Source organism: Streptomyces sp. NPDC096040 (assembly GCF_040303265.1).
Lineage (GTDB): Bacteria > Actinomycetota > Actinomycetes > Streptomycetales > Streptomycetaceae > Streptomyces.
The window spans coordinates 44,533-66,121 of sequence record NZ_JBEOTA010000019.1; the positions used below are offsets into that span (position 1 = coordinate 44,533).

Below are 21,589 nucleotides of genomic sequence, written 5' to 3' on the forward strand. Positions count from 1 at the left end.
ACCGCTACTCGGGTGACCGCGGCACCCTGGACCCCTATTCGATTTGAGCGCCCCGCGCCCCACAGCCGTATCGAAGGGGAGGGCCCGAAGGCACTCCCAGGGCCAGCAACGCGACCGGAGGAACAGATGAGGTTGACCCGACCGATGCTCGCCGTGGCCGCAGCCGCGGCCGTCCTGGCGCTGGCGGGCTGTGGATCCGGCGACGGCAGCGCGGAGGCCAAGATACCGGTCACCGCCACCGGCAGCCTGGAGAGCCTGGCCGCCAAGGTGAAGTGCACCCCGGACATGCAGATCGACTCCGACGAGGTCCGCCAGGCCATCTGCAAGAACACGGCCGGCAAGTTCGTCTTCGCCACCTTCGCCACCGACCGCGGCCAGCGCGAGTGGATCAACGACGCCAAGGACTACGGCGGTTTCTACCTCGTCGGCCGCAAGTGGGTCGCCGTCGGCGACGACAAGGTGGTCAAGTCCCTCCAGACCACGCTGGGCGGCGAAGAGGAGATCGGGACCGACCACAGCAAGCACACCAGCTGAACCTCCCGGCACACACAAGAAGGCGGGCGGTGGGAGATTCCCACCGCCCGCCTTCTCGCTGTCGGCCTGCTAGGTGTTGCTCACTGGCACTTGCGGCCGGTGTTGATGCAGTTGGCGATCTTCGCCGCCAGGTTGTTCTTGGTGACGCTGATGAAGTCGTCGTGGTCGGTCGACGGCTTGTGCAGCTGCTCCGGGAAACCGTCCACCGCGTAGGCGTTCTTCACCTGGCCGTTCTGGATGGTCGGCGGGGTGATCTTGTAGACCAGGCGCATCGTCAGCTGCGGAATGGCCTTGAAGCCGTTCGGGCAGACACCGCTCGCCGGGTCGGCGAAGGCCACGTGCGTACGGTGGTTGGCGCTGTCGACGTTGACGCCGTCCCAGCAGCTCTGGAAGGCGAACGTCCGGACCACGTTGCTGCCCTGCGGGCAGATCGGGTACTGCTCGGTCAGCTGGACCTTGTTCTCGAAGCCGGTGCAGCTCCAGTGCGCGTTGGCGTTGGCCAGACCGTTGGTCGTGGTCTTGGCGTCACCGGTGATGATGCGCAGGAACTGCGGCATCGCGACGACCTTGGCGGCCGGGCTGCCGACGTACTTGATCTGCGCCGACTGCGGGGTCAGGATCTTGCCGACGTTGCCTTCCTTGCCACCGCCGAGCGCGTTCTGGTCGAAGTCCTGCGTGCCGTCCTGCACACGCACGACCGGCCAGTAGTACGCCGACAGGTCGCTCTGGTTCTGGCAGGAGCTCGGCGCAGCCAGCAGCGAGTCGTTCGTGGAGAACGCGTTGACCTTCTGGTTGCCGACGTAGTCGTGCGTGTGGTGCGCGCCGTTGGTCACGCCGGGCGCCACGATGACGTTGTCGGAGTTGTGGTTCTTGTTGGCGTTCACACCGCAGCGCGTGGTGAAGCTACCGGTCGACGCGCTCTGCTGCTTCTGCGGCTTGGCCAGGACGTTCGGCGCGACCTTCGTGATGTCCACGAAGTCGGCCGCGACCGGGCCGTTGCCCGCCTGCCCGCCGATGTTGGCCGGGGCGCTGGCGCTGGCACTCGGGGCAGCCGTGGCCTGGCCGTTGTTCCCGTTGTTGTTCTGGCCGTTGTTGTTGTTCTGACCACCGTTGTTGTTGCCCCCGCCGGCGGTGGTCTGGTTGGCGGTCTGCGTGGTGCAGGCGGCGAGCTGGGCCAGCGCGCTGTCGAACGTCCCGCCGACCCGGGTGACGTCGATCCGGATCCGGTCGATCGTCGCCGCCCGCTTCTCCTTCAGGGGGCCGACGATCGCGTTCTGCACGAAGTTCGCGTCGTTGGCCTGGGCCTGGCGGGTGGAGGCGAGACGGGCGTAGGCCTCGGTGATCTGCTTGTCGAGGTTGGCCAGTTCGGTCGCCACCCCCTGCTTGGCCCTGTCCGGCACGCTCGTCAACTTCTGCCCGACGTCCGGGCAGGAGATCGTCGCGACCGTGGCGGCGGCGGCCTTGGTGTAGTTCTGGGCCGAGTTGTTCGACTCGTGCGCCGAAGCGTTCATCTGCGCCCAGAGCAGCCCGCCCCCACCGAGCACTAGGGCCGCCGATGCGGCTATGGCCTTGGTGGCCAGCGGCGTACGGCGTTTGCGTGTGTTGCGTCCCATGGAACTCCTCTGACTTCCTTGGCGGGGCAGCATCGAGGCGCCCGACAGGAGTGAAGCGGCGCCCTTTCATACGCGGGCCGTCACAGTGGTGTTCAGCCGTCTCACAAATTCATCAGAGACTTGTTACGGACTTGGGGCACAACTGCCGTTTGAGCAGGGAAAGTTCTGGAAATTCAGCGGTCGCGGTCGAGATACGCGAGCACCGCCAGGACGCGCCGGTTGTCATCGTCCGACACCTCAAGTCCCAGTTTGGTGAAGATGTTGGAGGTGTGTTTGGCAATGGCCCGTTCCGTGACGACGAGCTGTGCGGCGATCGCCGCGTTCGACCGGCCCTGCGCCATCAGCTCCATGACCTCCAGCTCGCGTGCTGTCAGGTTGCCGAGCGGCCGGTCGTCCGCCCGCCGGGACAGCAACTGCTGGATCACCTGCGGGTCCATGGCCGTACCGCCCGCCGCGACCCGCCGTACCGCGTCCACGAACTGCTCCGCGTCGAACACCCGGTCCTTCAGCAGATACCCCACCCCGCCGCTGCCGTCGGCCAGCAGCTCCCGCGCGTACAGCTGTTCCACGTGCTGGGAGAGGACCAGCACCGGCAGTCCCGGACGGTCCTGCCGCGCCCTGAGCGCGCACTGCAGCCCCTCGTCGGTGTGCGTGGGCGGCAGCCGTACGTCCACCACGGCCACGTCCGGTTCCAACGCGGCCAGCGCGCGGGTGAGTTCGGGGCCGGTCTCGACGGCGGCCGCGATCTCGAAGTCGTAGGCCTCCAGCAGCCGGACCAGCCCGTCGCGGAGCAGGAACAGGTCTTCGGCTAGGACAACGCGCACGGCATCTCCATGGTGACCATGGTGGGGCCGCCCGCGGGGCTGCTGACGGCCAGGACGCCGTCGAATGTACCCAGCCGCCGCTCCACCCCGGCGAGCCCCGAGCCGACGCCGATCACCGCGCCGCCCCTGCCGTGGTCGGTGACCGAGATCCGCAGCATCCCTTCGGTGTGGTGCAGGTCCACCCAGATCCGGTCGGCACCGGAGTGCTTGACCGCGTTGGTCAGCACCTCGCTCACCGCGAAGTACGCCGCCGACTCCACCGGCGCGTCCGCCCGGCCCGGCAGGTCCACGGTCACCTCCGTGGGCACCGGCAGCCGCAGCGCCAGCGCCCGTACGGCGTCCCCGAGGCCGCGCTCGGCCAGCACCGGCGGATGAATGCCCCGGACCAGGTCCCGCAGCTCCCCGAGGGCCTCCACGGACGCCTGCCGGGTCCGCGCGAGCAACTGCTTCGCCTTCTCCGGGTTCTTGTCCAGGAGCATCTCGATCGTCCCGAGGTCCATGCCCATGGCGACCAGCCGGGCCTGCGCCCCGTCGTGCAGATCCCGCTCGATCCGGCGCAGCTCGGCCGCCGAGGCGTCCACGGCGTCCTTCCGGGTCTCGGTCAACACCCGTACACGCTCGTTGAGTTCGCCCTGCCCGGGGTCGAGGACGGCACGGGTGAGCCGGAAGTGGACGGTCAGCAGGGCGGGGGCGTAGTGGAAGGCGACGGCGAGAATGACGGCGCCCAGCGCTGCGGCGGCGAACGCCGTGGCCTGCCCGGTGACCGGCACGAAGCCGTACCAGTAGGTCTCACCGTCCGCGAGCACCCGCCACAGCCCGGCGGCCACCGCGAACCCCTCGAACGGATAGAACACGAGCACCGCCGGCAGCAGGGCGGTCACGAACCCGGCCGTCATGTCCACCAGCAGCCACAGCACGTCCCGCCCGACCTGCGGGTCCTGAAGCAGGCCGAGGGTGCGGGTCCAGGGGTTGGCGTCCGCCGGCACCGGCCGGTACGCCGACCGGATCCGCACCCCGCACCACTCGTGGGCGAGCCTCCGCCGCACATCCGCCACGTCCCGCACACCGCCCAGGACTCCGGGGGTCGTGAGGATGCCGAGGCCGCTCGGGATCAGCGCGACGGTGACCGCGGTCAGGACAAGACAGAGGATCGAGATCGCCGGCATCACCAGCGCCAGCACCAGCCCGCGTACGGCGGCCAGCAGCACCACACGCGCCCTGTCACGAAAGCCGCCGCTGTTCGTGTTCGTCGTCATGCGGCCAGTCTGTCCGAGCGGCTCTCCACAGGTCACTGGCCCGAGGCCCCATGTCAGGGGGTGGTGCTATGTACACCACGGGACCGCGGCGCCCCATCAGGGGCGCGGGGCTGAATCGACATGCGGCTCCGCCGCGTGGACGCGACCAGCCCCCACCGGCCCGCGGATCGATCACGACCCTCCTGCCGACAGGCCGAGCACCCTCGCCTCCACCGCCGGGTCCAGCCCCGTGGCCGTACGGTCCGCCCGCACCGGTGCCGCACCGCCCATCTGCTCAAGCCATCCCCACGTGTCCGCCACGGTCTCCTCCGCCGGCCGGCACCGCAGCCCCGCCGCCACCGCCCGCGACACATCCACGCGATGCAAGCTGTCGTGCATCTCGCTCCCCGGCGGCACCCACACCGGCAGCTGGACCCACGGCTCGATCCCGGCGGCGAGGATCACCTCCGGGTCGGTCCAGCGGAGCTCCGCGTCCGAGCCCGTGACCCGCCGGCAGGCGTCCAGCAGCGCGCCCATCGTGGTGTGGCCGGGCGGGCCGACCAGGTTGTACGGTCCGGACAGGCCCTGCTCGACCGCGCCCAGGGTCCACTCGGCGAGGTCGCGGGCGTCCACGAACTGGACGGGCAGGTCGTACGGGCCCGGTGCCAGCACCGGGCCGCCCCGCGCGATCCGGGTCAGCCACCAGGGCAGCCGGCCGACGTTCTCGTACGGCCCGAGGATCAGCCCGGCCCGCACCAGCACCGAGCCGCCCGCGCCGAAGGACTCCACGGCGGCCAGCTCACCGCCCCGCTTGTCCTGCGCGTACTCGGTCCGTTCCGCGTCGGCCGCGGCCCCCGTCACCAGGGCCGCGTCCTCGGTGTAACCGGCCGGGCGGGGCCAGCCGTACACCGAGCAGCTCGACACGTACACGTACCGTCCGGTGCGGTCCCGAAGCAGCCGGGCCGTCTCCCGCACGGCGCGGGGCGCCGCCGACCAGGTGTCGACGACCGCGTCCCATTCGGTACCGCCGGCGAGTGCGGCGAGGCCGTCGGGCGCGGTGCGGTCGCCGTGCAGCGACCGCACACCCGGCGGGGGCCGGTGGTGTCCCCGGTGGAAGACGGTCACCTCCCAGCCGCGCTCCAGCGCCGCCGCCACGACGGCCCGCCCCACGAACTCCGTACCACCCAGCACGAGAAGTCTCATGCCGGTGATCGTGCCCGGAAGGGACGCCGGACGGAACATGCCTCTGCCGAGGGCAGAGCGGCCCGTCAGCGGCCGGTCGGCGGCGTGTACTTGTAGCCGACCCGGCGGACCGTCTGGATCGCGCCCCGGTGCTCCGCGCCGAGCTTGCGGCGCAGCCGGGCCACATGGACGTCGACCGTGCGGCCGTCGCCGACATGGCCGTAGCCCCAGACCGTGGTGACCAGCTGGTCGCGGGTGTGCACCCGGTTCGGGTGCGCGACCAGATGGGCGAGAAGCTCGAACTCCAGGTAGGTGAGGTCGAGTTCACGGCCGTCGACCTGGGCGGTGCGCTGTACGGAGTCGACGGTGACGAGCGGCCGGGTGCCGCTCGCGGCCGGCTCGTCGGTCGTCTCCTGTGCGTCCGGTACCGCGACGGGCAGGAACGGCGGTCGCTGGTCCGCCGGGACCAGCACCAGGTAGCCGATCATCGGCGGCCGGCCCGGCAGGGTGGGCAGGGTGTGCTGCGGGGCGGGCAGCCAGGTGGCGCCCGGCGGCAGGAAGTCCGCCATGTCCACCACCTCGTCCCGGTCGACGGCACGCAGCCGGTGCCGGGCGGGGGAGGAGGCGGTCAGGGCGGAGGCGGGGGTGAGAGAACGAGTGGTCGCCATGAGACGTCAGCTCTTTCGCGCGAGGAGTTCGTCGGTGGGGACGACGGCCGCGATTCGTGGTCGGGCGCGCCGGGGACGTTCTGCGTTTCGCGCTGGCCGAAGGCCGGGGTGTACGGCTTTAGAGGGCCCGCGCGTTCATCGCGCGGCAACACACCCGGTCGAAGTCGTGGTGCTGACGGGAAGGCCAGAAGGGCTCGAGGTCATGGCGACCCGTCGCGGTGTACTTCTGGTAGCTGACCATGCGCCCATTGAAGCAGACACAGCCCGGAAACAGGACCCTCCTCTCACTGCTTGGACGCGTTCCCGGCGGAACGCCGACGCCGGCCGACTCATCCCACCAGGCGTTTGTGCCAGGTCAGCGGTGTGAGCTCGATCGCCTTGTCCGGATTGCCGTCCCACACTGCGGACAGCCCGGCGGCGGTGAGGGCGGCCACCACCTCGCGGCCGACGGCCGTGGTCGTCCCGGCGGAGCCGTCGAAGCCGCCGTAGTAGAGGCTCAGACCGTGGCCCTCGGCCGCGGAGCGGGTGCCCTGGTGGTGGAAGAAGACGAAGCCCCGGGCCCCGACGGCGTCCTCGGCCTCGGCGCCGATCTCGGCCATGCCGCAGGAGCGGCAGCAGGCGAAGTCCTCGCGGGCGACGACGCCTTCGCGCTCCAGGGCGGCGAACGCCCGCGTCAGCCGGTCCGGGTCGGTGAGCCCGGCCCACGCCCGCTGCTCCGCCACCCGCACCACCCAGAGCCGCTCCACGATCTCGCGCGCCTGCGCCGAGGAGACCGGCGCGGCGCCGCCCGGGTCACCGTCCGCCATCAGGTCCACGGTCTCCTGGACGAGCCGGTCGATCCCCAGGTAGCCGTCCCGGAGCAGGGCGCGCACCTGGTCCTCGACGCGGGTCGCCACCTCGGGTTCGAGCGCGGGTGTCTCCTCGCGGGGCAGCACCGGGACCGGTTCCCAGGCGACGTCCGTGTCCCAGCCTTCGTCCTCCCGCGCCCAGCCGGCCAGCAGGTCCGCCACCCGGTCCGGGTCCGTGAGGTTCGTACCGGCGAACTCGTCCGCGCCGCACCGGTGTTCGAGGCGGTGGTCGCCGCCCTCCCCGTGCCACACCTGCGCGAACACCTTCGGCAGGTCGGGGATGCGCTGGGCGATCAGGAACCGGTTCCCGGCCGCGCCGAGCCCGCGCACGGCCTCCCGCAACTCGTCCGGCGAAGTCCACATGTACGTCTGCCGGTTCTCCGTGCAGACCTTGACGGCGAGCACCTTGTCGATCTCCATGCGCCCACCATGGCACGCGCCACCGACAACGAAGGGGCGCTCACCGTGACGGTGGACGCCCCTTCGGGGAACTCGCGGATCAGACCTGGCCGGCCTTGTCCAGGGCGGAGCAGCAGGTGTCGACGATCAGCCGGGTCACCACGTACGGGTCGACGTTGGCGTTCGGGCGGCGGTCCTCGATGTAGCCCTTGCCGTCCTTCTCGACCTGCCACGGGATACGGACCGAGGCACCGCGGTTGGAGACGCCGTAGGAGTACTCGTTCCACGGGGCGGTCTCGTGCAGACCGGTCAGGCGGTCGTCGATGCCGGCGCCGTAGTTCTTGACGTGGTCGAGCGGCTTGGAGCCCTCGCCGAGCGACTCGCAGGCGGTGATGATCGCGTCGTAACCCTCGCGCATCGCCTTGGTGGAGAAGTTGGTGTGCGCGCCCGCGCCGTTCCAGTCGCCCTTGACCGGCTTGGGGTCGAGGGTCGCCGAGACACCGAAGTCCTCGGCGGTGCGGTAGAGCAGCCAGCGGGCCACCCACAGGTGGTCGGAGACCTCCAGCGGTGAGACCGGGCCGACCTGGAACTCCCACTGGCCGGGCATGACCTCGGCGTTGATGCCGGAGATGGCCAGGCCCGCCTTCAGGCAGTTGTCCAGGTGCGCCTCGACGATCTCGCGGCCGAAGATCTCGTCGGCGCCGACACCGCAGTAGTAGCCGCCCTGGGGGGCCGGGAAGCCGCCCTCGGGGAAGCCCAGCGGACGGGCGCCGTCGAAGAAGGTGTACTCCTGCTCGATGCCGAAGATCGGCTCCTGCGCGGCGAACTTCTCCGCGACCTCGACCAGCGCGGCACGCGTGTTGGAGGAGTGCGGGGTGAAGTCGATGTCCAGGACCTCGCACAGGACGAGTACGTCGTCGCCGCCGCGGATCGGGTCCGGGCAGATGAAGACCGGCTTCAGCACACGGTCCGAGGAGTGCCCCTCGGCCTGGTTCGTGGAGGACCCGTCGAAGCCCCAGACCGGCAGCGCGTCGAGACCGGCGGGGGCGCCCGCGATGATCTTCGTCTTCGAACGCAGCTTGGCCGTCGGCTCGGTGCCGTCGATCCAGATGTACTCAGCCTTGAAGGTCACGGGCCACATCCTTCGGGGTGGGTCGGGCGCACATGCGGGTGCGCTGGCGCTACGGCACTGGGCGCCTTCGGTGTTGCCCGGCAGCCTGTCAACAGGCGATTTCCCGATCATTGCTCGGATGTGAACCCCGTGTTACCCGGTGGTTCTGTGGTGCGACTCACGTTGTGAGACTCGGGCGGCCGGGGTAGAGAGCCCATTTCGGGCGCCCTGCGCAACCCCTGCGCGGCGGCCGCCGGCTTTCCCTCCGTGAAAGCCGGCGGCCGAGCCTCGGCCTGTCTCGTCGGTCAGCCGACCTTCTCGATCAGGGCCCGGCGGATCAGGAACTTGCCGGGTTCCCGGACCTGTTCGAAGGCGGCGTTGTTGAGCAGCACACAACTGCCGGAGACCGAGGTGACCTTCACCGTCGTGGACTTGTTGTTGTCCAGGTTGGTGACCTTCAGCGTGGTTCCCGCCGGGAACTGGTTGCTGGAGGCGGCCGGGGCACCGGCCTCGCCGGACAGTGTGACGGTCGAGCCGTTGCAGACCTGCTGCCCGGAGGCGGCGGCACCGCCGCCGGTGTTCCCGGTGGCCGCGCTCTGCGAAGGCGTCGCCGTGGCGGTCTGCCCGCCGGTCCGGCCCGTCTGACCGGTCTGGCCCGTCTGCGCACCGCTCGCCGCCTGGGAGCCCTGAGCCGACTCCCCAACGACGCAACCGGACGCCTTCTGCTGGACCTTGATCTGCGCGACCACCGCTTCGCGGTTGGTGATCCGGGCCGCCGACTGGGCGTCCGGGTTCGCCTTCTGGTCCGCGATGAACTTCTCGTTGTTGCCGAGGGCGGTGGCCAGCCCCTGGCAGACCGTCGAGTCCGCGGCCGACGACAGCGTCTTCGCGTTCTGCGGGGTCTGCGCGGCGTTCGAGGTGGACGCCAGGGCGAAGGCCCCGCCGCTCGCCACCGCGGCGGCGCTGACGAGCAGCGCGATCTTCTTCCTGGCGCTGACAGTTCTCCTACGCGACATGCGCGCCTCCTGAGAGGGGTGGGGGAGCGTACGCCGCTATGTACGAGATACCGAACGGAGTTACTCAGTGGTTACAGGAGTCACTGAAGTAACCTGCGTCACAAGGAAGTTGAGGATCGCTCATCTCCTTTCATCTCTTGCCCCTGGCCAGCGCTTCCCGGACGGCCTCATCGGTACGGGCGACCAGCGCCGTCCCGTCGTCCGCGGTGATGATCGGCCGCTGGATGAGCTTCGGATGCTCGGCGAGGGCCGTGATCCAGCGCTCGCGTGCCGCCTCGTCCCGCGCCCACTCCTTCAGCCCCAGTTCCTTCGCCGCCGCCTCCTGGGTGCGGGCGATGTCCCAGGGCTCGAGCCCGAGCCGCTCCAGTACGTCCCTGATCTCGCCCTCGCTCGGCACGTCCTCCAGGTAGCGGCGGACGGTGTAGTCGGCCCCCTCGGCGTCGAGCAGGCCGATCGCGGTACGGCACTTCGAGCAGGCCGGGTTGATCCAGATCTCCATACCGGACACGGTAGCCGCCGAGGCTCCGCGACCGGCGTTGTTCGAATTTACGCGACCCCATGCGCCTCATCCGAAACCGCAGAAACGGAACCCCAATTCCCCTCGTCACCTGCTGCTTTGACGGATCGTCCAGACCCCCGATTGTCAGTGGCGGCCGGTACACTGGAAGCAGTGTTCGAGAGAGTCGCCGGGGTGTCCGGAGGCCCTCAGCCCGCGACAGGAGGATGCCTGTGCCCGCTGCCGCACTGAAGCCGAAGCCGTTGCCGACCCAGTCCACCGCGAAGCGTGCCGTCCTGTTCGACTCGCCCTACGCGCCGGCGGAGAAGCGCCCGCTGCCGGCCGGGCGGCCACGCGAGTGGTACGTCACGCACAACCGCCGCCTCAAGGCCATGCGCCTCGCCATCGCCCTGCTCGACTCCGGCGTCTACCTGCCCAGCCAGGCGCGCAACGAGACGATCCGGAGCACGGCGGAGAGCATCGGTGTCCAGCCGCCGTCGGACACGACCTGCCACATGGTGCGGGCACTGATGCGATATTCGCGGTGAGCCGGTGGCGCCGGGTGCCCTGTGTCCGACCCGGCCCCCCGGCGCCATCGCCGCCTACCTCGGCGGCACCGACACCTTCGACCACGCGGTCACCGACTTCGCCCTCGCCTACGCCGACCAGACCGCCACCGACCACGCCGCCCTCGACGCGGCCGTCACGGCGGGCGTTCTGACGGCGGCGCAGGGGGTCTGAGTCAGACCCGCCGCTCCAGAAGCAGCGTCACGAACTCCCGCCGGTCCTCCGGGTGGTCCTGGAACCACAGACCCAACCGGTGCTCCGCGTCCGGGAGTTCGAAGCGGGTGAAGCGGGCGCGGGCGGCGAGGGCGTCCTCGACGGCCTCGGTCACGGCCGGGGGGATCACCGCGTCCGTGCCCGGGACCGCGAGCACCGCGCGCCCCTCGTACGCCCGCAGCACCTCCAGTGCGGGTGACCTGTGCCAGGCGTCCGGGGTGCGGATGATCTCCGTGAAACGTCCGGTCCCGTCATCGAAGGCCACGTCCCACGCCTCCGGCGGATACACCGCCGGTGAGCACAGGCCGATCGCCGACACACGCTCGCCGTAGTGCCGTACGAGATCCGTGACTGTCTGGCCGCTCATGCTGAAGCCGACCAGGATCAGGGGGCTGTCCGGCGGCACATGTGCGTCGATCACCGCCGTCGCCTGCCCGAAGCGGCGGCGCAGGCTCAACTCCCGTAGTTCTCCCGTGCTTTCGCCGTGGCCCGAGAAGTCGAAGGCCACGGCGGTGCAGTGGTGGGCGGTGAACTCGGCGATCAGCGGACGGAGGCGGTGCTTGCTGCCGTTGCCGGCGCCGTGCAGCAGGACGACGGCCGGACCGCCACCCGCGCAGGCCACCGCTTGGCTTCGGACCCCACTGAGCCGTTCGCCGTCGTACGCGTAGGTGAAGCCGGTGAGTTCAGCCATGCCGCACATTCACTCATACGGTCGCTCCCGAAAACGAGATGCACACCCAGTGACCGGCTCCCTACGCTGGACATGCGTTCCGGAGCCGTCCACCACCGCTTTCCGAAGGGGCGACCGCACCCTGGGAACTCGGGGCTACTCTGCTACGCACCGACGGACGGCCGCCCGTCCCCCGCGTGCCGTCGGATCCGTCGACCGCTCACACACCACGCCACGGAGGCCCGTCATGGGCACCATTGTCCTATCCGGAACTGTCGTCCTCGTCATCCTCGGATTCGGAAACCACAACTGGTGGCTCGCCGCCATCGCCCTGCTCTTCCTGTACGTCCATTACGGGCGGGGCTCGTCGTCGGCATCCTCGTCGGGCGGTCCGTCCGGCGGGGGCGGGGGTATGCCGGACGACTACAGGACGTACCGCGACCGCCGTGACCGCCAGGCCAAGTGGGAGCGCCGCTACCGGCGCGAGCGCCCCCTGGAGTTCCGGCGTCAGAAGCGGCAGAAGGGCCAGTGAGCTGCTGTCCCCGGCCGGTCAGAGGCCGGGGGCACCCCACACCGGGAACCAGCGGCTGAGGTCCTGCTCGAGCCTCAGGTCGTTCGTGAGGGCCGCCTTCACCTGCAACTCCAGTGCGCTGTTCCGACGTTCACCGGAACCGGGCAGCGGAGCGAAGGGGTAGAACGTCGCCCGTTTGTAGAGATAGACGAGCGCGAGCCTGCGCCCGCGCTCGTCCTCGAAGGAGGCCAGGGAACAGAGCAGCTGCGGGCCGAAGCCGTTGACCTCCATCGAGCTGTTCACCGCGTGGAGATCGTTGACCAGCTGCGGAAGCTGGTCGGGGGTGCGCCGCGAGACGAGCCAGGAGTAGCCGTAGTCGTCCTGGTGCAGCTCGACCGGGGAGCCGTTGCGATCGGCGTCCGCGTCGAGCAGTGCCTGCACCTCGCGGTGGGTCTGCTCGAAGGCCGCGCCCTCCACGGTGGCGAAGCACACCGCGCCGAGGCCGGTCGGCCTGAACCCGGCCGCCGCCTCCAGGGTCACCGCCGCCGACGGCAGTGCGAACAGCTGGTCGAGGTCGGGGGCGACGGGCCTGGTACGGCCGAGCAGGATGTCCAGGAACCCCATGCTCACCCGGCTTTCCCGGGCGTCGCCGCCTCACCCAGCTCCGCCGAGATTCGCCCCAGCTGCTCAAGCCGCGCTTCCAGGGTCGGGTGGGTGGAGAAGAAGCGCTCGATGCCGGGCTCCTTGCCGGTCGCCGGGGTGAAGTAGAACGCGTTGAAGGCCTGGGCCGTGCGGAGGTCCTTGGTCGGGATCCGGGCGATGTCACCGGAGACCTTGGTGAGCGCCGACGCCAGCGCGGAGGGCCGCCCGGTGAGCTGGGCGGCAGCCCGGTCGGCGGCCAGCTCCCGATACCGGCTCAGCGCCCTGATCAGCAGGAAACTGATCGCGTACACGGCCGCGGAGACCCCGAGGATGACGGCGAAGACGGCGGCCGTGTTCTGGTCCCGCCTGCCCCCGCCGAAGATCTGCGAATAGAAGGCGAACCGCACGATCAGTCCCGCGATCACGCCCAGGAAGGACGCGATCGTGATCACGGCGACGTCCTTGTGCGCGACGTGCGACAGCTCGTGCGCGAGCACACCCTCCAGCTCGGCGGGCTCCAGCCGCCGCAGCAGCCCCGTGGTCACACAGACCACGGCATGATCGGGATTCCGCCCGGTGGCGAACGCGTTCGGCATGTCCATCGCGGACACGGCGACCACGGGTTTCGGCATGTCGGCGATGGCACACAGCCGGTCCACCACCGCATGCAGCTCGGGATACTCCTCCCGCTCCACGACCCGCCCGCGCATGGCGAACATCGCGATCCGGTCGGAGAACCAGAACTGCGCCACGAACATCGCGCCCACCAGTACGACGACCAGCAGCCACGACTTCAGCAACACGATCAACGCGGCAACGAAACCGACGTACAACAACCCGAGCAGGAACAGCGTGACCGTCATTCGTACGGTCAGTCGCCGGTCGCTCCGGAAGCGGCTCTGCATCTGCCATCACCCCGCAGTCAGGCACTCGTCCCGCTGTCCAGTGTGCACCTGCCGGGGGCAATGCGGAGGCCCCGAACGGCCCTAGTAGCGGCAAAGGCTCCCTGTGCGAGTACGAGGGCCTACGCCCGGCAACTCCCCCAGCCTCCGGCCGGGGGGACCCCCAGAGCACGCACCTGACGCCGCGAGGCCGCCCGCCGGGCGACGACGGGGATTGTCAGACAGGCCCTAGCTAGTACGGCGAGTGGGTCTGCAGATAGCCCAGCAGGACGATCACCGCCGCCACGCAGCCCAGTACCAGAGCCGTCGACCGCCACGACGACCGGCGGGGCTCCACCGGTCCCGGGTCCGCACGGAACGGTGCCGGGTCCGGGGGGTTCTCCTTCCAGCGTGCGGCCAGCATCCGGGCTCGCGCGGAGGGCTCCTTGTGCTCGGCCTGGTCGGCCCAGCGCAGGTCGAACTCCCGCTCCTCGTCGTCCTGTCGGGACATCACGGTTCCCCCCGTCTCGAACATGAGTACACATGCACGATACGACGGCGCCCCCGCCCTGAGAAAGCAGGAACGGGGGCGTCGAGGGCCGGGAACGGCGCCTGTCACACGTCGAAGAAGTGATGGTGCGGTGGCGCGACCTCGGAGCCCTGTTCGCAGGGTCGCACTGACCAGCCGGGACGTCGTCATTGTCTGTCGTTGTTGGTCGCCGATGGCCACCCTCGGACGGCCCGGAGACGGCCCAGCCCCAGGCAGTCCCGGTGGTCTTACAGCGGAAGTCAGCGCTGGAGTAGAGAGCGCCTATCAGTGGGTATGTGCCCGCAGGCAATCGGCAGACACGATGGGTTCCGCTCGCTAAGGTCAGCATGTCGGTTCTGAGCGAGAGGTTCGACATGTCGACATTTTTGAGCGGCTTTGAGGGTCGTTGGCGTCGCCCTGCAGTTGATTACAAAGCGGCCGTTCGATCGCACATGATCACTCTTGATACGAACGTTCTGCTGGAACTCTATCGTTTCACGCCGGCAGCGAGAGATGAGCTGCTGAATGTGATCGAGCAGCTCCGCGAACGTATTTGGATTCCCAATCAAGTAGCATCAGAATTCTACGCGCGCAGGATGGATGCAGTAAAAGAACGACTGAAGCTTCACGAGGCGATTCCGAAGTCCCTGGAAGACTTGAAGAGGAAAGCCATTCAGGAGTTGCAAGTATTCGCAAGGCGATGCTCACTCACGGACGAGGACAAGGAGAAGCTGCTTTCCCCTATCGAAGCCTCTTTTGCTAGCGCGATAGGTGAAGTTCAACGACAGTCGAAGGCGTTTGATCTTACGCTAGAAAGCGTCGTTTCGGACGATCCAATCCTATCCAGTCTTGCGCGAATTCTTGACGAAAGGGTTGGGCAGCCCTTCAACCCTGAAGAGACCGAGGATTTGATAAAGGAGGCGGATCGCAGATACGCAGCCCAAATCCCTCCGGGCTATAAAGATGCCGGAAAAGAAGAGAATTCACACGGGGATTTCTTCATCTGGGAGCAGATGCTACGTGAGGCCTTGAAGCGGGAAGCATCGCTGCTCTTTGTTACGAACGACACAAAGGAGGACTGGGTCGCGAAGGAAAGTGGGCTGGTAATCGGCGCGCGCCCCGAGTTGATCGCCGAATTTAAGGATCGGCGAAACGGTGGGGATTTCCTAGTTGTCCAGCTAAGTTCTTTCCTGAGGTTCGCCAAGGAAGAACTCGGCGCTGCAATCAGCCCTTCGACCCTGGAGCAGGCGAAGAATCTGCAGGATAACCAGAAGTTGAACGATGCGGTAGAAGTCGCTTTCGAGCAGGAAATGATGCGCATCATTCCTGATGCACTTCGCGCTGAAGTACGCCGATTGGAGTCTCTAACCGGCGATACCAAACGTAGTTTTCGGGCGAGACGCGAGGCTGGGAGAAGTGCGGCGCGCGTAGCGGACTTGATTGAGCGATTGGCCATATTCCCGAAGACGCTACTCCCTGGCGGTGAGGTCCGTCTGGCGCTAACCGCCGAAGATTACCAAATCCTGTCTGACGTGATTCAACGTCAGAGCTTGTATAGGGAAGCACGCAGCACCGAATCACCAGCCGTAAAAACTTCGCTTCCATATCGGGACTTGGTGCAGGTTCTTGAAGGCCAAGAGCGGATGCGCATGGTTCTGGCCACCGAGTACGAGGATGTCCGTCGGCACGTCCATGTAATCAGAGCGGAAGTCGATTCCTTGCGAATGGCTGAGGAGGGAGGAATGCGGCTCGCAGAGGCCGAGCATGCCCTGAGGTCAGCAGAGCAAACGCAGCACGAACTTCTGGTTCGCATTGCCGATGTCGATGCCGTAACTAGTCAAACTCGACGTCTCATCGAGGAGCGAATTAACAGCGAATCGAACGCTATTCAAATGCGGATCTCTGATATAGATTGAGCCCTACTCGCGAGTCGCGGGTCTCTTCCAGAGCCGAAATTACAACCGCTGGTCACCGGTAAAGGTGACCTGCGGTTCACTCGGCTACTCTCGCCCGCAACCCGATGTCACATGCCCTGACTACAGAGCCCGTATCAGTCACTGTCGGGGTGATCCGAGTCAACCTCCTCGGGTTCCCCTTCAGGCTCATCAATCGCAACACGCAATAGCACCTCGCCCGTGGGCCCGTACAAGACTCTGATCATCCTGGGGCGCGGATTCTCGTCTGGATGCTCGTCCCGGTCACGAGTCCAGCGCGCACGAGTCCACTTGGTCAAGGCGGTCAAAGCGACGCGGACTTGGTTCACTGCCGCCGCAGCACCGCCGGTAGTGGCAATAACGTCTAGCACTTCGTATGTGTCTACGCCGTAGCCGCGCTCATATTGAGCACCCGCCTCCAAATCAAGAGACGGATCAGCGCTTTTAACGACCTTGACGACTTCATCCAGCTCATCGCCCGAGAAATCGTAGGGATTTGGCGTGACGATGTAGAAACTTGCCATGGGGTGAACTGCCCTCCCGATTCCAGCTTCAGTTCAATGACTTCATCGCACATGCAACTAGATTGGGTCGAAAGTACCGATAGGGCTCAAAAACTTCCCACGAGTACCCAAGTGATGATGTAAAAGCTTGCGCGCGGGAAAGGGATTCTTGGCCGCCGTCCGCCTCGTGTACGGGAATGGCAATCGCTTCAGCCCCTGCATCGGCCGCGATCGCCCTCGCGAAAGCCTCAAGGCGTTGCCCGTAGCCCTGCCGACGATGCCTTGGGGGAACCCAGAGTTCAAGGATCGAGCAGAGGTGATCACGTCTGTCGTAACTGACGTGAACCCTTCCGTGAAACTCCTTGTCTTTGTCGCGAATTTCTGCAATTATCAGAGGCTGCCGATTGTCGAACGTCTCTATGACCCGATAGGCCGAGTGCGTATGCCCACCAGAGTACTCCTCAGGTAGTCTGTGGTGCTTATTCCCGGTGAGCCAGCACTTGACATAGTCGGACATTGAGGCGGATGGAGATTGTCGCTTTTCGGCGGCGGCCATCTCGGGCGAAGGGCCGATCCAGGAAGGGCGCAGCAGTATTGCTGAGTCAACGTAACCATCAAAATACTCGCGGTCTATGTAACCGGTGCCGCCATCACCCCATCTCTTCCCCCAATTGTTCACAATGACGAGATCGTCGGTATCTGATTTCCACTTAGCGACTGGAACGGAATGGCGTCCAATAAATTTATCCTCGTCTGTATGGCTTTTGAATCTCCCGGTGCGGGAACGCAACGCTGATTCAAATACTCCCATGCCGAGCCCTACGGACATTTGAGGAAAGGCGGGTGCCTGTTTTTGCAGAGATTCGCCGATTATTAGCGCACGTTTGACCTTTGCCCAGGTGTAAAGTTCTTCATAAACCCAGGAAAGTCCGGGCTCTGCGCTGACCATTGACCTGTGCAAGAAACGGCTGAACGTCCAGCGCTGGTGCGGATCACCCGACAGAATACGTGCCGAGAGCCAGAGGCTGCGGCCGTCTTTTGGTGATATCAGATCCCATGGCATTTGCTTCCCGGATGTCATGACTCTGACCCCCTGTTCTCTGCGGGCTGCAGCGCAGGTCATACGCTACCCGCCAAGCTCCATCTGGGCGTCAAACTTTCCGCTTCTGGGAGATCGTCCGAGAAAGATTCGATCAGCTCGGGACGTTGCCTTCGCTGTCGTAGCCCGTAGGGCGTTGGAAGAGTGCTCCTGACCTGCGGTGTGGGAGGTCTGTGATGCGGACGAGCGTGAACCCTGCGCCCCGGTAGAACCGGTGCAAGCTCTGATTGTCTTTCCAGGCATCCAGCCGCAGCCATTGCTTGCCCTGCGTTGCGGCGCGCTCCGATGCCCAATCGAGCAGCATGACGCCGACGCCGATGCCGGCAGTCTCCCGTCTCACGGCCATGCGGTGAACGTAGAGGGCCGTGTCTGGCTCGTCGTCCGGTGTCCAGAATTCAGGGTCTGCGAAGTCGTCCAACTGGACAGTCGCGATTGGCTTGCCGTCCTTGAACGCGAGGAAGCACACCCCCCGCTCTAGGGCTGCTGTGATGCGGTCGCGGTGTGGTGGGTACTGCCACTGGTCGATGCCGCGCGAGGCGAGCCATGCGGAGGCCTCGCTTAGCAGCGCTTCCACTGCCCCGAGTTCATCGGGGCGGCCGGCGCGGATGTGCAGGTCTTTCATGCGTCCTCGTTCGGCGCTTCACGCTGTCGTTCGTAGGAGATGACGTGTCGGTCGCCAGGCAGCACAGTCACCGCGACTCGTACGGGCTTCCCCTCCGCTGTGTATCCGGTGACGACGTGAACTCCGATCGGCGTTCCGGGACCCAGGTCAAGGCGTTGCGCTTGCTCAGGAGTGGGCATTCGGACGTACACCTCATCCAGCGCGCGTTCCTGGCGGTACCCGAGTTCGGCTAGAACCTCGTTGGCGCCCCGGGCGATGTCTTCGGGGCGCATGATCTCCGAGTCCCGCACGAGGGCGAGCGGGAAGTAGCTGTCATTGATGTTGAACGGTTCGCCGTCGAGGTAGCGCACGCGCTTGCGCACTGCGACTAGTTCGCCTGGCTCCAGGCGAAGGCGCTTGGCCACGTCCTCCGGTGGTTCCACGATGGCCACCTCGATTGCCTGCCGTGGCTCGCGCCCCTCTGCCGAGTACTCGGTCATGAAGGCGTCCATCTCCGGCGAGTACGGCCGCTTACGGAACTCGGCTTGGGGCCGGAACACCATCGGCCGACGGCGGCGGACGAAGTGACCCTGCGGGCGCGCCGAGATGACAAGACCCTCGTTAACGAGCTGGGCGAGCGACTTGCGCACGGTTTCCCGTGACACGCCGTACTGATCCCGCAGCTCCGCTTCTGTCGGAAGCTTCGCATCAGGTTCGAGCCTGCCGGACGTGATCTGCTCCCGCAGAGCGTCCGCGATCTGCTGATACATCGGGTTTCGCCCGAGACGTGTCACTGCCATGCCTCCCATGGAAGCCGGTCGCCGACCCCATTGTCTAGTCAATGCGGCCAATGCCCTTGCGTATCGACTGTGGTTCTGCCAACATCCTGACTGTAGCCATTGTACGGACAATGGCTACAACGTTCCGGGGTGTCGTGCGCCTTCGTAGGGCACCGGGGCGGTGCTGCCGGTCGGGATAGCTCGTGCTTTTGGGGCCCTGAGCTGGTCGTTTCTTGACAACTGCATAGGTGGGCCCCGTCTCCCCGAGTCGAAAAGACGGCCTGCACGGCGCAGCGCCGTGCCCCCTGAGCTCTTGCTTCCCAACAGGGAGGTCGGCATGAGCCGACGACATACGACGGCGTTGCTGGTTAGGACCGGCCGGTGACGCCTGCACTCTCCTCCGGTCCGTCTCTCGGTTTCGCAGCGCGTGATGCTGCGCCGGCTGCCTCTCCCGCCCGTACGCGTCGGCCGAAGCGCCGGACCGGACGGACGGGAGCGCGGGGAGTCGGGCAAGCCGCTCCAACGGCGTGCGGCCCCGGTGCTGGAACACCGGGGCCGCTGTTCGGGCCGTTCCTCTCTGGAAGGAACCAGACCCTATGAACCCCATCGTGACTGTTCAGGACGCTGTTACCGCGTTCGCCGACTTCATGGAGCCGACGGACATGGAGCTGGACGCGATCGAGCTGGAGATGCCCGCGATCCTGGCGGACGTCGACCTGTTGGACGCGCAGATCATCACCCTGGACCGCACCCCGAACGAGGTGGACGCCCGCCGTATCCGCCGGGCCCGCCGCCGGGTGCTCGCCGAACGGCTGGCACTCGCCAACCGCACGGTCGGCGTGACCCTTCCCGGCGGTGCCGCATGAGGACGCAGACCGTACGCGTCCACACGGCGGTGCTGTCGGTGTCGCCAAACACCGGCACGTGGCGTCTGTTCGTGGCCGTGCTCGGCACGACCGACGTGTGGCCGGAGCATGTGTTCGGCGCCGCGGAGGTTCCGACGCTCACCGCCCGGATGGCGGCGCTCGCACGACTGGGCGACGAGCCCGTGGCCAACGGCACGTGGGAGTGGGAAGAGGACAGTTCGTCGCCCGACCAGCCGGTTGAGCTGCTCGCCTCTCTCAAGGTCCGGGAGCGGACGGGTGGTGCGGCATGAGGCAGATCAACACCAAACGGCTGCTGACCGTGCTGCCGGCGGTCGCGATGACCGCCGTGTCCATGGTGCTCACGCTGGCCGTGGTCGTGATGTGGCTCGGTGAGTCGATGCCCAAGGGCGTCGCCCTGGTCGTCGGGTTGGGCATCGACGGCGGATGGCTCGCCACCCTCGCCTACGAACGCCGACTGGCGGCGCAGGGCGACCACAGCAACGCCGTGACCGGCGTCGGCTGGTCCTTCGGCGCCGTCGCTTCCGGGGTCCTGGTCACCCACGCCCTGCTCGCCGACGCGACGTCTCGGGGCGCGTGGCTGGCCGTCGCGTGGCTACCGATCGCCGCCAAGGCCCTGTGGCTGGTCCACGGCCTGTGGGAGCGGACCGCACTCACGCCGGCGGCCCTGGACACGATCCGGGGTATCCAGCAGGACGCCCGCGACGATGCGGCCGTGGCCCGTGCCCGACTGCGGGCGGAAGCGTCCACGGAGGAGACGCGGCTGACGGCCGTGACGGAGGCGGGTGCGCGCGTCGCACGCGTCCAGGCCAGGACCGCCGACACGCTCGCCGATGCGTGGTCGAAGCTGGAGACGGCCCGCAAGGGCGAGAGCACCGGACGCGCGCTGACCAGCGTGACGGGCCGCGTCACACCGGACGTCACACCCTCGTGGGAGCTCCCGGTGTGGGGCCCGGTCGAGCCGGTTGCGGCGCTGGAGCAGGGGCCCGCGCTCACCGATGACGCGTTGGACGTCGTGGTGGACGGGATCCGGCTCAGTGAGCAGCCGCCGTTGTCGTACCGGGAGATGGCCACCCGTTTCCGCGCGGCCGGTCACTCCGCATCCGAGGTCCGCCTTCGGGCCTCATGGAAGCGGGTTGCCTGATGTCCGCCGCGTGGGGCAAGTGCTACGACCCGTCCGGCGCCCGGTACGGAGTGCCCACCTACCCCTGGAAGCTCGCCCCCGACGGGATGGCAACGCGCCGGCAGTTACGGGGCCGTGGCCTGCGCCCTGGCGGTCAGCCGGTCGCGGCGCAGGTCATGCGCACGAACCGCCGGACCGGCACCCCCAGGGTCGCCTACCTGTACCACGTCGACCGGGCGCTTCCGGTGCGGCCGATGACGTCGCGGAAGTGGGGTGCGCTGGCGCTGGCGATGCTCGCCCGCCAGACGTGCCCGAAGTGCCAGGTCACTTACAGCTACTGCATGCCGCGCTCCCTCGGGATGTGCGTGCTGTGCGCCTACCCCGAAGGGACCGCCTGACATGGGCAAGCCCGACACCCGCCGTGTGGACCGCGAGATCACCAAGACCCAGAAGAAGTTGGAAGCGGTCCGCCGGGGCGAGTGGTGGCCGCTGACCGGCAAGGAACGCCGGGACATGTTCCGGGCGATGGCCGGCGGTGCCCGCAGCATCCACCAGGGACGCAGCACCGGTCGTGCCGAGACCCGCATGGACTCCATCGGATCGTCCGTCGAGGCCCGGCTGAACGCGGAACTGACCGCCCTGTACGGCGAGCGCCAGCGCATCGTCACCGAGTACGCGCAGGCCAAGGCCAACATGAAGTCGTCCGGGTGGTGGTGAGCGTGGACCG

The 21,589-nt window shown here is 67.5% G+C and carries 27 protein-coding genes; 10 read left to right on the forward strand and 17 right to left on the reverse strand.

Annotated elements, in window-relative coordinates; all coding sequences use genetic code 11:
• The first annotated feature begins 126 nt into the window (after positions 1 to 126).
• Positions 127 to 534 (forward strand): hypothetical protein, encoded by a 408-nt coding sequence (locus ABTY98_RS25655; RefSeq protein ID WP_352223308.1) that lies wholly within the window; start codon positions 127 to 129, stop codon positions 532 to 534.
• An 80-nt stretch (positions 535 to 614) separates the two neighbouring features.
• On the opposite strand, the gene ABTY98_RS25660 is transcribed toward ABTY98_RS25655, so the two are convergent.
• The 9 genes from ABTY98_RS25660 to ABTY98_RS25700 all read right to left on the reverse strand — a co-directional run bounded on the left by ABTY98_RS25660 (position 615) and on the right by ABTY98_RS25700 (position 9,929).
• The gene (locus ABTY98_RS25660) at positions 615 to 2,147 is read right to left on the reverse strand and encodes a DUF1996 domain-containing protein (RefSeq protein WP_352223309.1); all 1,533 of its coding nucleotides are present in this window, start codon (positions 2,145 to 2,147) and stop codon (positions 615 to 617) included.
• A 173-nt stretch (positions 2,148 to 2,320) separates the two neighbouring features.
• On the reverse strand, positions 2,321 to 2,971 hold the full coding sequence (locus tag ABTY98_RS25665; protein ID WP_352223310.1) for a response regulator transcription factor: 651 nt from the start codon (positions 2,969 to 2,971) through the stop codon (positions 2,321 to 2,323).
• Complete coding sequence (locus ABTY98_RS25670) at positions 2,956 to 4,227, reverse strand: sensor histidine kinase (protein ID WP_352223311.1); 1,272 nt, start codon at positions 4,225 to 4,227, stop codon at positions 2,956 to 2,958. Before ABTY98_RS25670 ends, ABTY98_RS25665 begins: the two co-directional genes overlap by 16 nt.
• Before the next feature lie 171 nt (positions 4,228 to 4,398).
• Positions 4,399 to 5,409 (reverse strand): SDR family oxidoreductase, encoded by a 1,011-nt coding sequence (locus ABTY98_RS25675; protein ID WP_352223312.1) that lies wholly within the window; start codon positions 5,407 to 5,409, stop codon positions 4,399 to 4,401.
• A 65-nt stretch (positions 5,410 to 5,474) separates the two neighbouring features.
• Entirely contained in the window at positions 5,475 to 6,056 is a 582-nt protein-coding gene (locus ABTY98_RS25680) for a winged helix-turn-helix domain-containing protein (RefSeq protein WP_352223313.1), read from the reverse strand.
• A gap of 329 nt (positions 6,057 to 6,385) precedes the next feature.
• The gene (locus ABTY98_RS25685) at positions 6,386 to 7,324 is read right to left on the reverse strand and encodes a DUF6891 domain-containing protein (RefSeq protein ID WP_352223314.1); all 939 of its coding nucleotides are present in this window, start codon (positions 7,322 to 7,324) and stop codon (positions 6,386 to 6,388) included.
• Positions 7,325 to 7,403: 79 nt separating this feature from the next.
• Entirely contained in the window at positions 7,404 to 8,435 is a 1,032-nt protein-coding gene (glnII, locus tag ABTY98_RS25690; protein WP_352223315.1) for a glutamine synthetase, read from the reverse strand.
• A gap of 284 nt (positions 8,436 to 8,719) precedes the next feature.
• Positions 8,720 to 9,430 (reverse strand): SCO2207 family protein, encoded by a 711-nt coding sequence (locus tag ABTY98_RS25695; protein ID WP_352223316.1) that lies wholly within the window; start codon positions 9,428 to 9,430, stop codon positions 8,720 to 8,722.
• Between the two features lie 130 nt (positions 9,431 to 9,560).
• The gene (locus ABTY98_RS25700) at positions 9,561 to 9,929 is read right to left on the reverse strand and encodes an arsenate reductase family protein (RefSeq protein ID WP_352223317.1); all 369 of its coding nucleotides are present in this window, start codon (positions 9,927 to 9,929) and stop codon (positions 9,561 to 9,563) included.
• 230 nt (positions 9,930 to 10,159) lie between these two features.
• On the opposite strand from ABTY98_RS25700, the gene ABTY98_RS25705 reads away from it, so the two are divergent.
• Both ABTY98_RS25705 and ABTY98_RS25710 read left to right on the forward strand, forming a co-directional pair.
• Positions 10,160 to 10,474, forward strand: coding sequence for a hypothetical protein (locus tag ABTY98_RS25705; RefSeq protein WP_352223318.1), 315 nt, complete (start codon positions 10,160 to 10,162; stop codon positions 10,472 to 10,474).
• A 4-nt stretch (positions 10,475 to 10,478) separates the two neighbouring features.
• The gene (locus ABTY98_RS25710) at positions 10,479 to 10,667 is read left to right on the forward strand and encodes a DUF2252 family protein (protein ID WP_502994347.1); all 189 of its coding nucleotides are present in this window, start codon (positions 10,479 to 10,481) and stop codon (positions 10,665 to 10,667) included.
• 1 nt (position 10,668) lies between these two features.
• On the opposite strand, the gene ABTY98_RS25715 is transcribed toward ABTY98_RS25710, so the two are convergent.
• Positions 10,669 to 11,397, reverse strand: coding sequence for an alpha/beta hydrolase (locus ABTY98_RS25715; protein WP_352223319.1), 729 nt, complete (start codon positions 11,395 to 11,397; stop codon positions 10,669 to 10,671).
• A 226-nt stretch (positions 11,398 to 11,623) separates the two neighbouring features.
• On the opposite strand from ABTY98_RS25715, the gene ABTY98_RS25720 reads away from it, so the two are divergent.
• On the forward strand, positions 11,624 to 11,908 hold the full coding sequence (locus ABTY98_RS25720; RefSeq protein ID WP_352223320.1) for a hypothetical protein: 285 nt from the start codon (positions 11,624 to 11,626) through the stop codon (positions 11,906 to 11,908).
• A gap of 18 nt (positions 11,909 to 11,926) precedes the next feature.
• Here the strand turns inward: ABTY98_RS25720 and pspAB are convergent, their stop codons facing one another.
• The 3 genes from pspAB to ABTY98_RS25735 all read right to left on the reverse strand — a co-directional run bounded on the left by pspAB (position 11,927) and on the right by ABTY98_RS25735 (position 13,921).
• Complete coding sequence (pspAB, locus tag ABTY98_RS25725; RefSeq protein WP_352223428.1) at positions 11,927 to 12,511, reverse strand: PspA-associated protein PspAB; 585 nt, start codon at positions 12,509 to 12,511, stop codon at positions 11,927 to 11,929.
• Positions 12,512 to 12,513: 2 nt separating this feature from the next.
• Positions 12,514 to 13,434 carry a zinc metalloprotease HtpX gene (gene htpX / locus ABTY98_RS25730; protein ID WP_352223321.1) on the reverse strand — a complete coding sequence of 307 codons (921 nt, stop codon included), beginning with the start codon at positions 13,432 to 13,434 and terminating at the stop codon, positions 12,514 to 12,516.
• 229 nt (positions 13,435 to 13,663) lie between these two features.
• Entirely contained in the window at positions 13,664 to 13,921 is a 258-nt protein-coding gene (locus ABTY98_RS25735; RefSeq protein WP_352223323.1) for an SCO2583/SCO2584 N-terminal domain-containing protein, read from the reverse strand.
• A 365-nt stretch (positions 13,922 to 14,286) separates the two neighbouring features.
• Between ABTY98_RS25735 and ABTY98_RS25740 the strand changes: the two genes are divergently transcribed.
• Complete coding sequence (locus ABTY98_RS25740; RefSeq protein WP_352223324.1) at positions 14,287 to 15,855, forward strand: PIN domain-containing protein; 1,569 nt, start codon at positions 14,287 to 14,289, stop codon at positions 15,853 to 15,855.
• Between the two features lie 134 nt (positions 15,856 to 15,989).
• Here the strand turns inward: ABTY98_RS25740 and ABTY98_RS25745 are convergent, their stop codons facing one another.
• The 4 genes from ABTY98_RS25745 to ABTY98_RS25760 form a co-directional block, all read right to left on the reverse strand.
• Positions 15,990 to 16,397 carry a hypothetical protein gene (locus ABTY98_RS25745; RefSeq protein WP_352223326.1) on the reverse strand — a complete coding sequence of 136 codons (408 nt, stop codon included), beginning with the start codon at positions 16,395 to 16,397 and terminating at the stop codon, positions 15,990 to 15,992.
• 28 nt (positions 16,398 to 16,425) lie between these two features.
• Positions 16,426 to 17,457 carry a GNAT family N-acetyltransferase gene (locus tag ABTY98_RS25750; RefSeq protein WP_352223327.1) on the reverse strand — a complete coding sequence of 344 codons (1,032 nt, stop codon included), beginning with the start codon at positions 17,455 to 17,457 and terminating at the stop codon, positions 16,426 to 16,428.
• Positions 17,458 to 17,569: 112 nt separating this feature from the next.
• Positions 17,570 to 18,097 carry a GNAT family N-acetyltransferase gene (locus ABTY98_RS25755; RefSeq protein WP_352223328.1) on the reverse strand — a complete coding sequence of 176 codons (528 nt, stop codon included), beginning with the start codon at positions 18,095 to 18,097 and terminating at the stop codon, positions 17,570 to 17,572.
• A complete protein-coding gene (locus ABTY98_RS25760) occupies positions 18,094 to 18,876 on the reverse strand; it encodes a GntR family transcriptional regulator (RefSeq protein ID WP_352223329.1) in 783 nt (260 codons plus the stop codon). Before ABTY98_RS25760 ends, ABTY98_RS25755 begins: the two co-directional genes overlap by 4 nt.
• Before the next feature lie 575 nt (positions 18,877 to 19,451).
• Between ABTY98_RS25760 and ABTY98_RS25765 the strand changes: the two genes are divergently transcribed.
• The 5 genes from ABTY98_RS25765 to ABTY98_RS25785 are packed head-to-tail and all read left to right on the forward strand — an operon-like array spanning position 19,452 to position 21,579.
• On the forward strand, positions 19,452 to 19,721 hold the full coding sequence (locus tag ABTY98_RS25765; protein WP_352223330.1) for a DUF6284 family protein: 270 nt from the start codon (positions 19,452 to 19,454) through the stop codon (positions 19,719 to 19,721).
• Complete coding sequence (locus tag ABTY98_RS25770) at positions 19,718 to 20,011, forward strand: DUF6303 family protein (protein WP_352223332.1); 294 nt, start codon at positions 19,718 to 19,720, stop codon at positions 20,009 to 20,011. Before ABTY98_RS25765 ends, ABTY98_RS25770 begins: the two co-directional genes overlap by 4 nt.
• Complete coding sequence (locus ABTY98_RS25775; protein ID WP_352223334.1) at positions 20,008 to 20,883, forward strand: protein spdB; 876 nt, start codon at positions 20,008 to 20,010, stop codon at positions 20,881 to 20,883. The genes ABTY98_RS25770 and ABTY98_RS25775 overlap by 4 nt, the downstream gene beginning before the upstream one ends.
• The gene (locus ABTY98_RS25780; protein WP_352223335.1) at positions 20,883 to 21,260 is read left to right on the forward strand and encodes an RRQRL motif-containing zinc-binding protein; all 378 of its coding nucleotides are present in this window, start codon (positions 20,883 to 20,885) and stop codon (positions 21,258 to 21,260) included. Before ABTY98_RS25775 ends, ABTY98_RS25780 begins: the two co-directional genes overlap by 1 nt.
• A 1-nt stretch (position 21,261) precedes the next feature.
• Positions 21,262 to 21,579 (forward strand): hypothetical protein, encoded by a 318-nt coding sequence (locus ABTY98_RS25785; protein WP_352223337.1) that lies wholly within the window; start codon positions 21,262 to 21,264, stop codon positions 21,577 to 21,579.
• Positions 21,580 to 21,589: the final 10 nt, after the last annotated feature.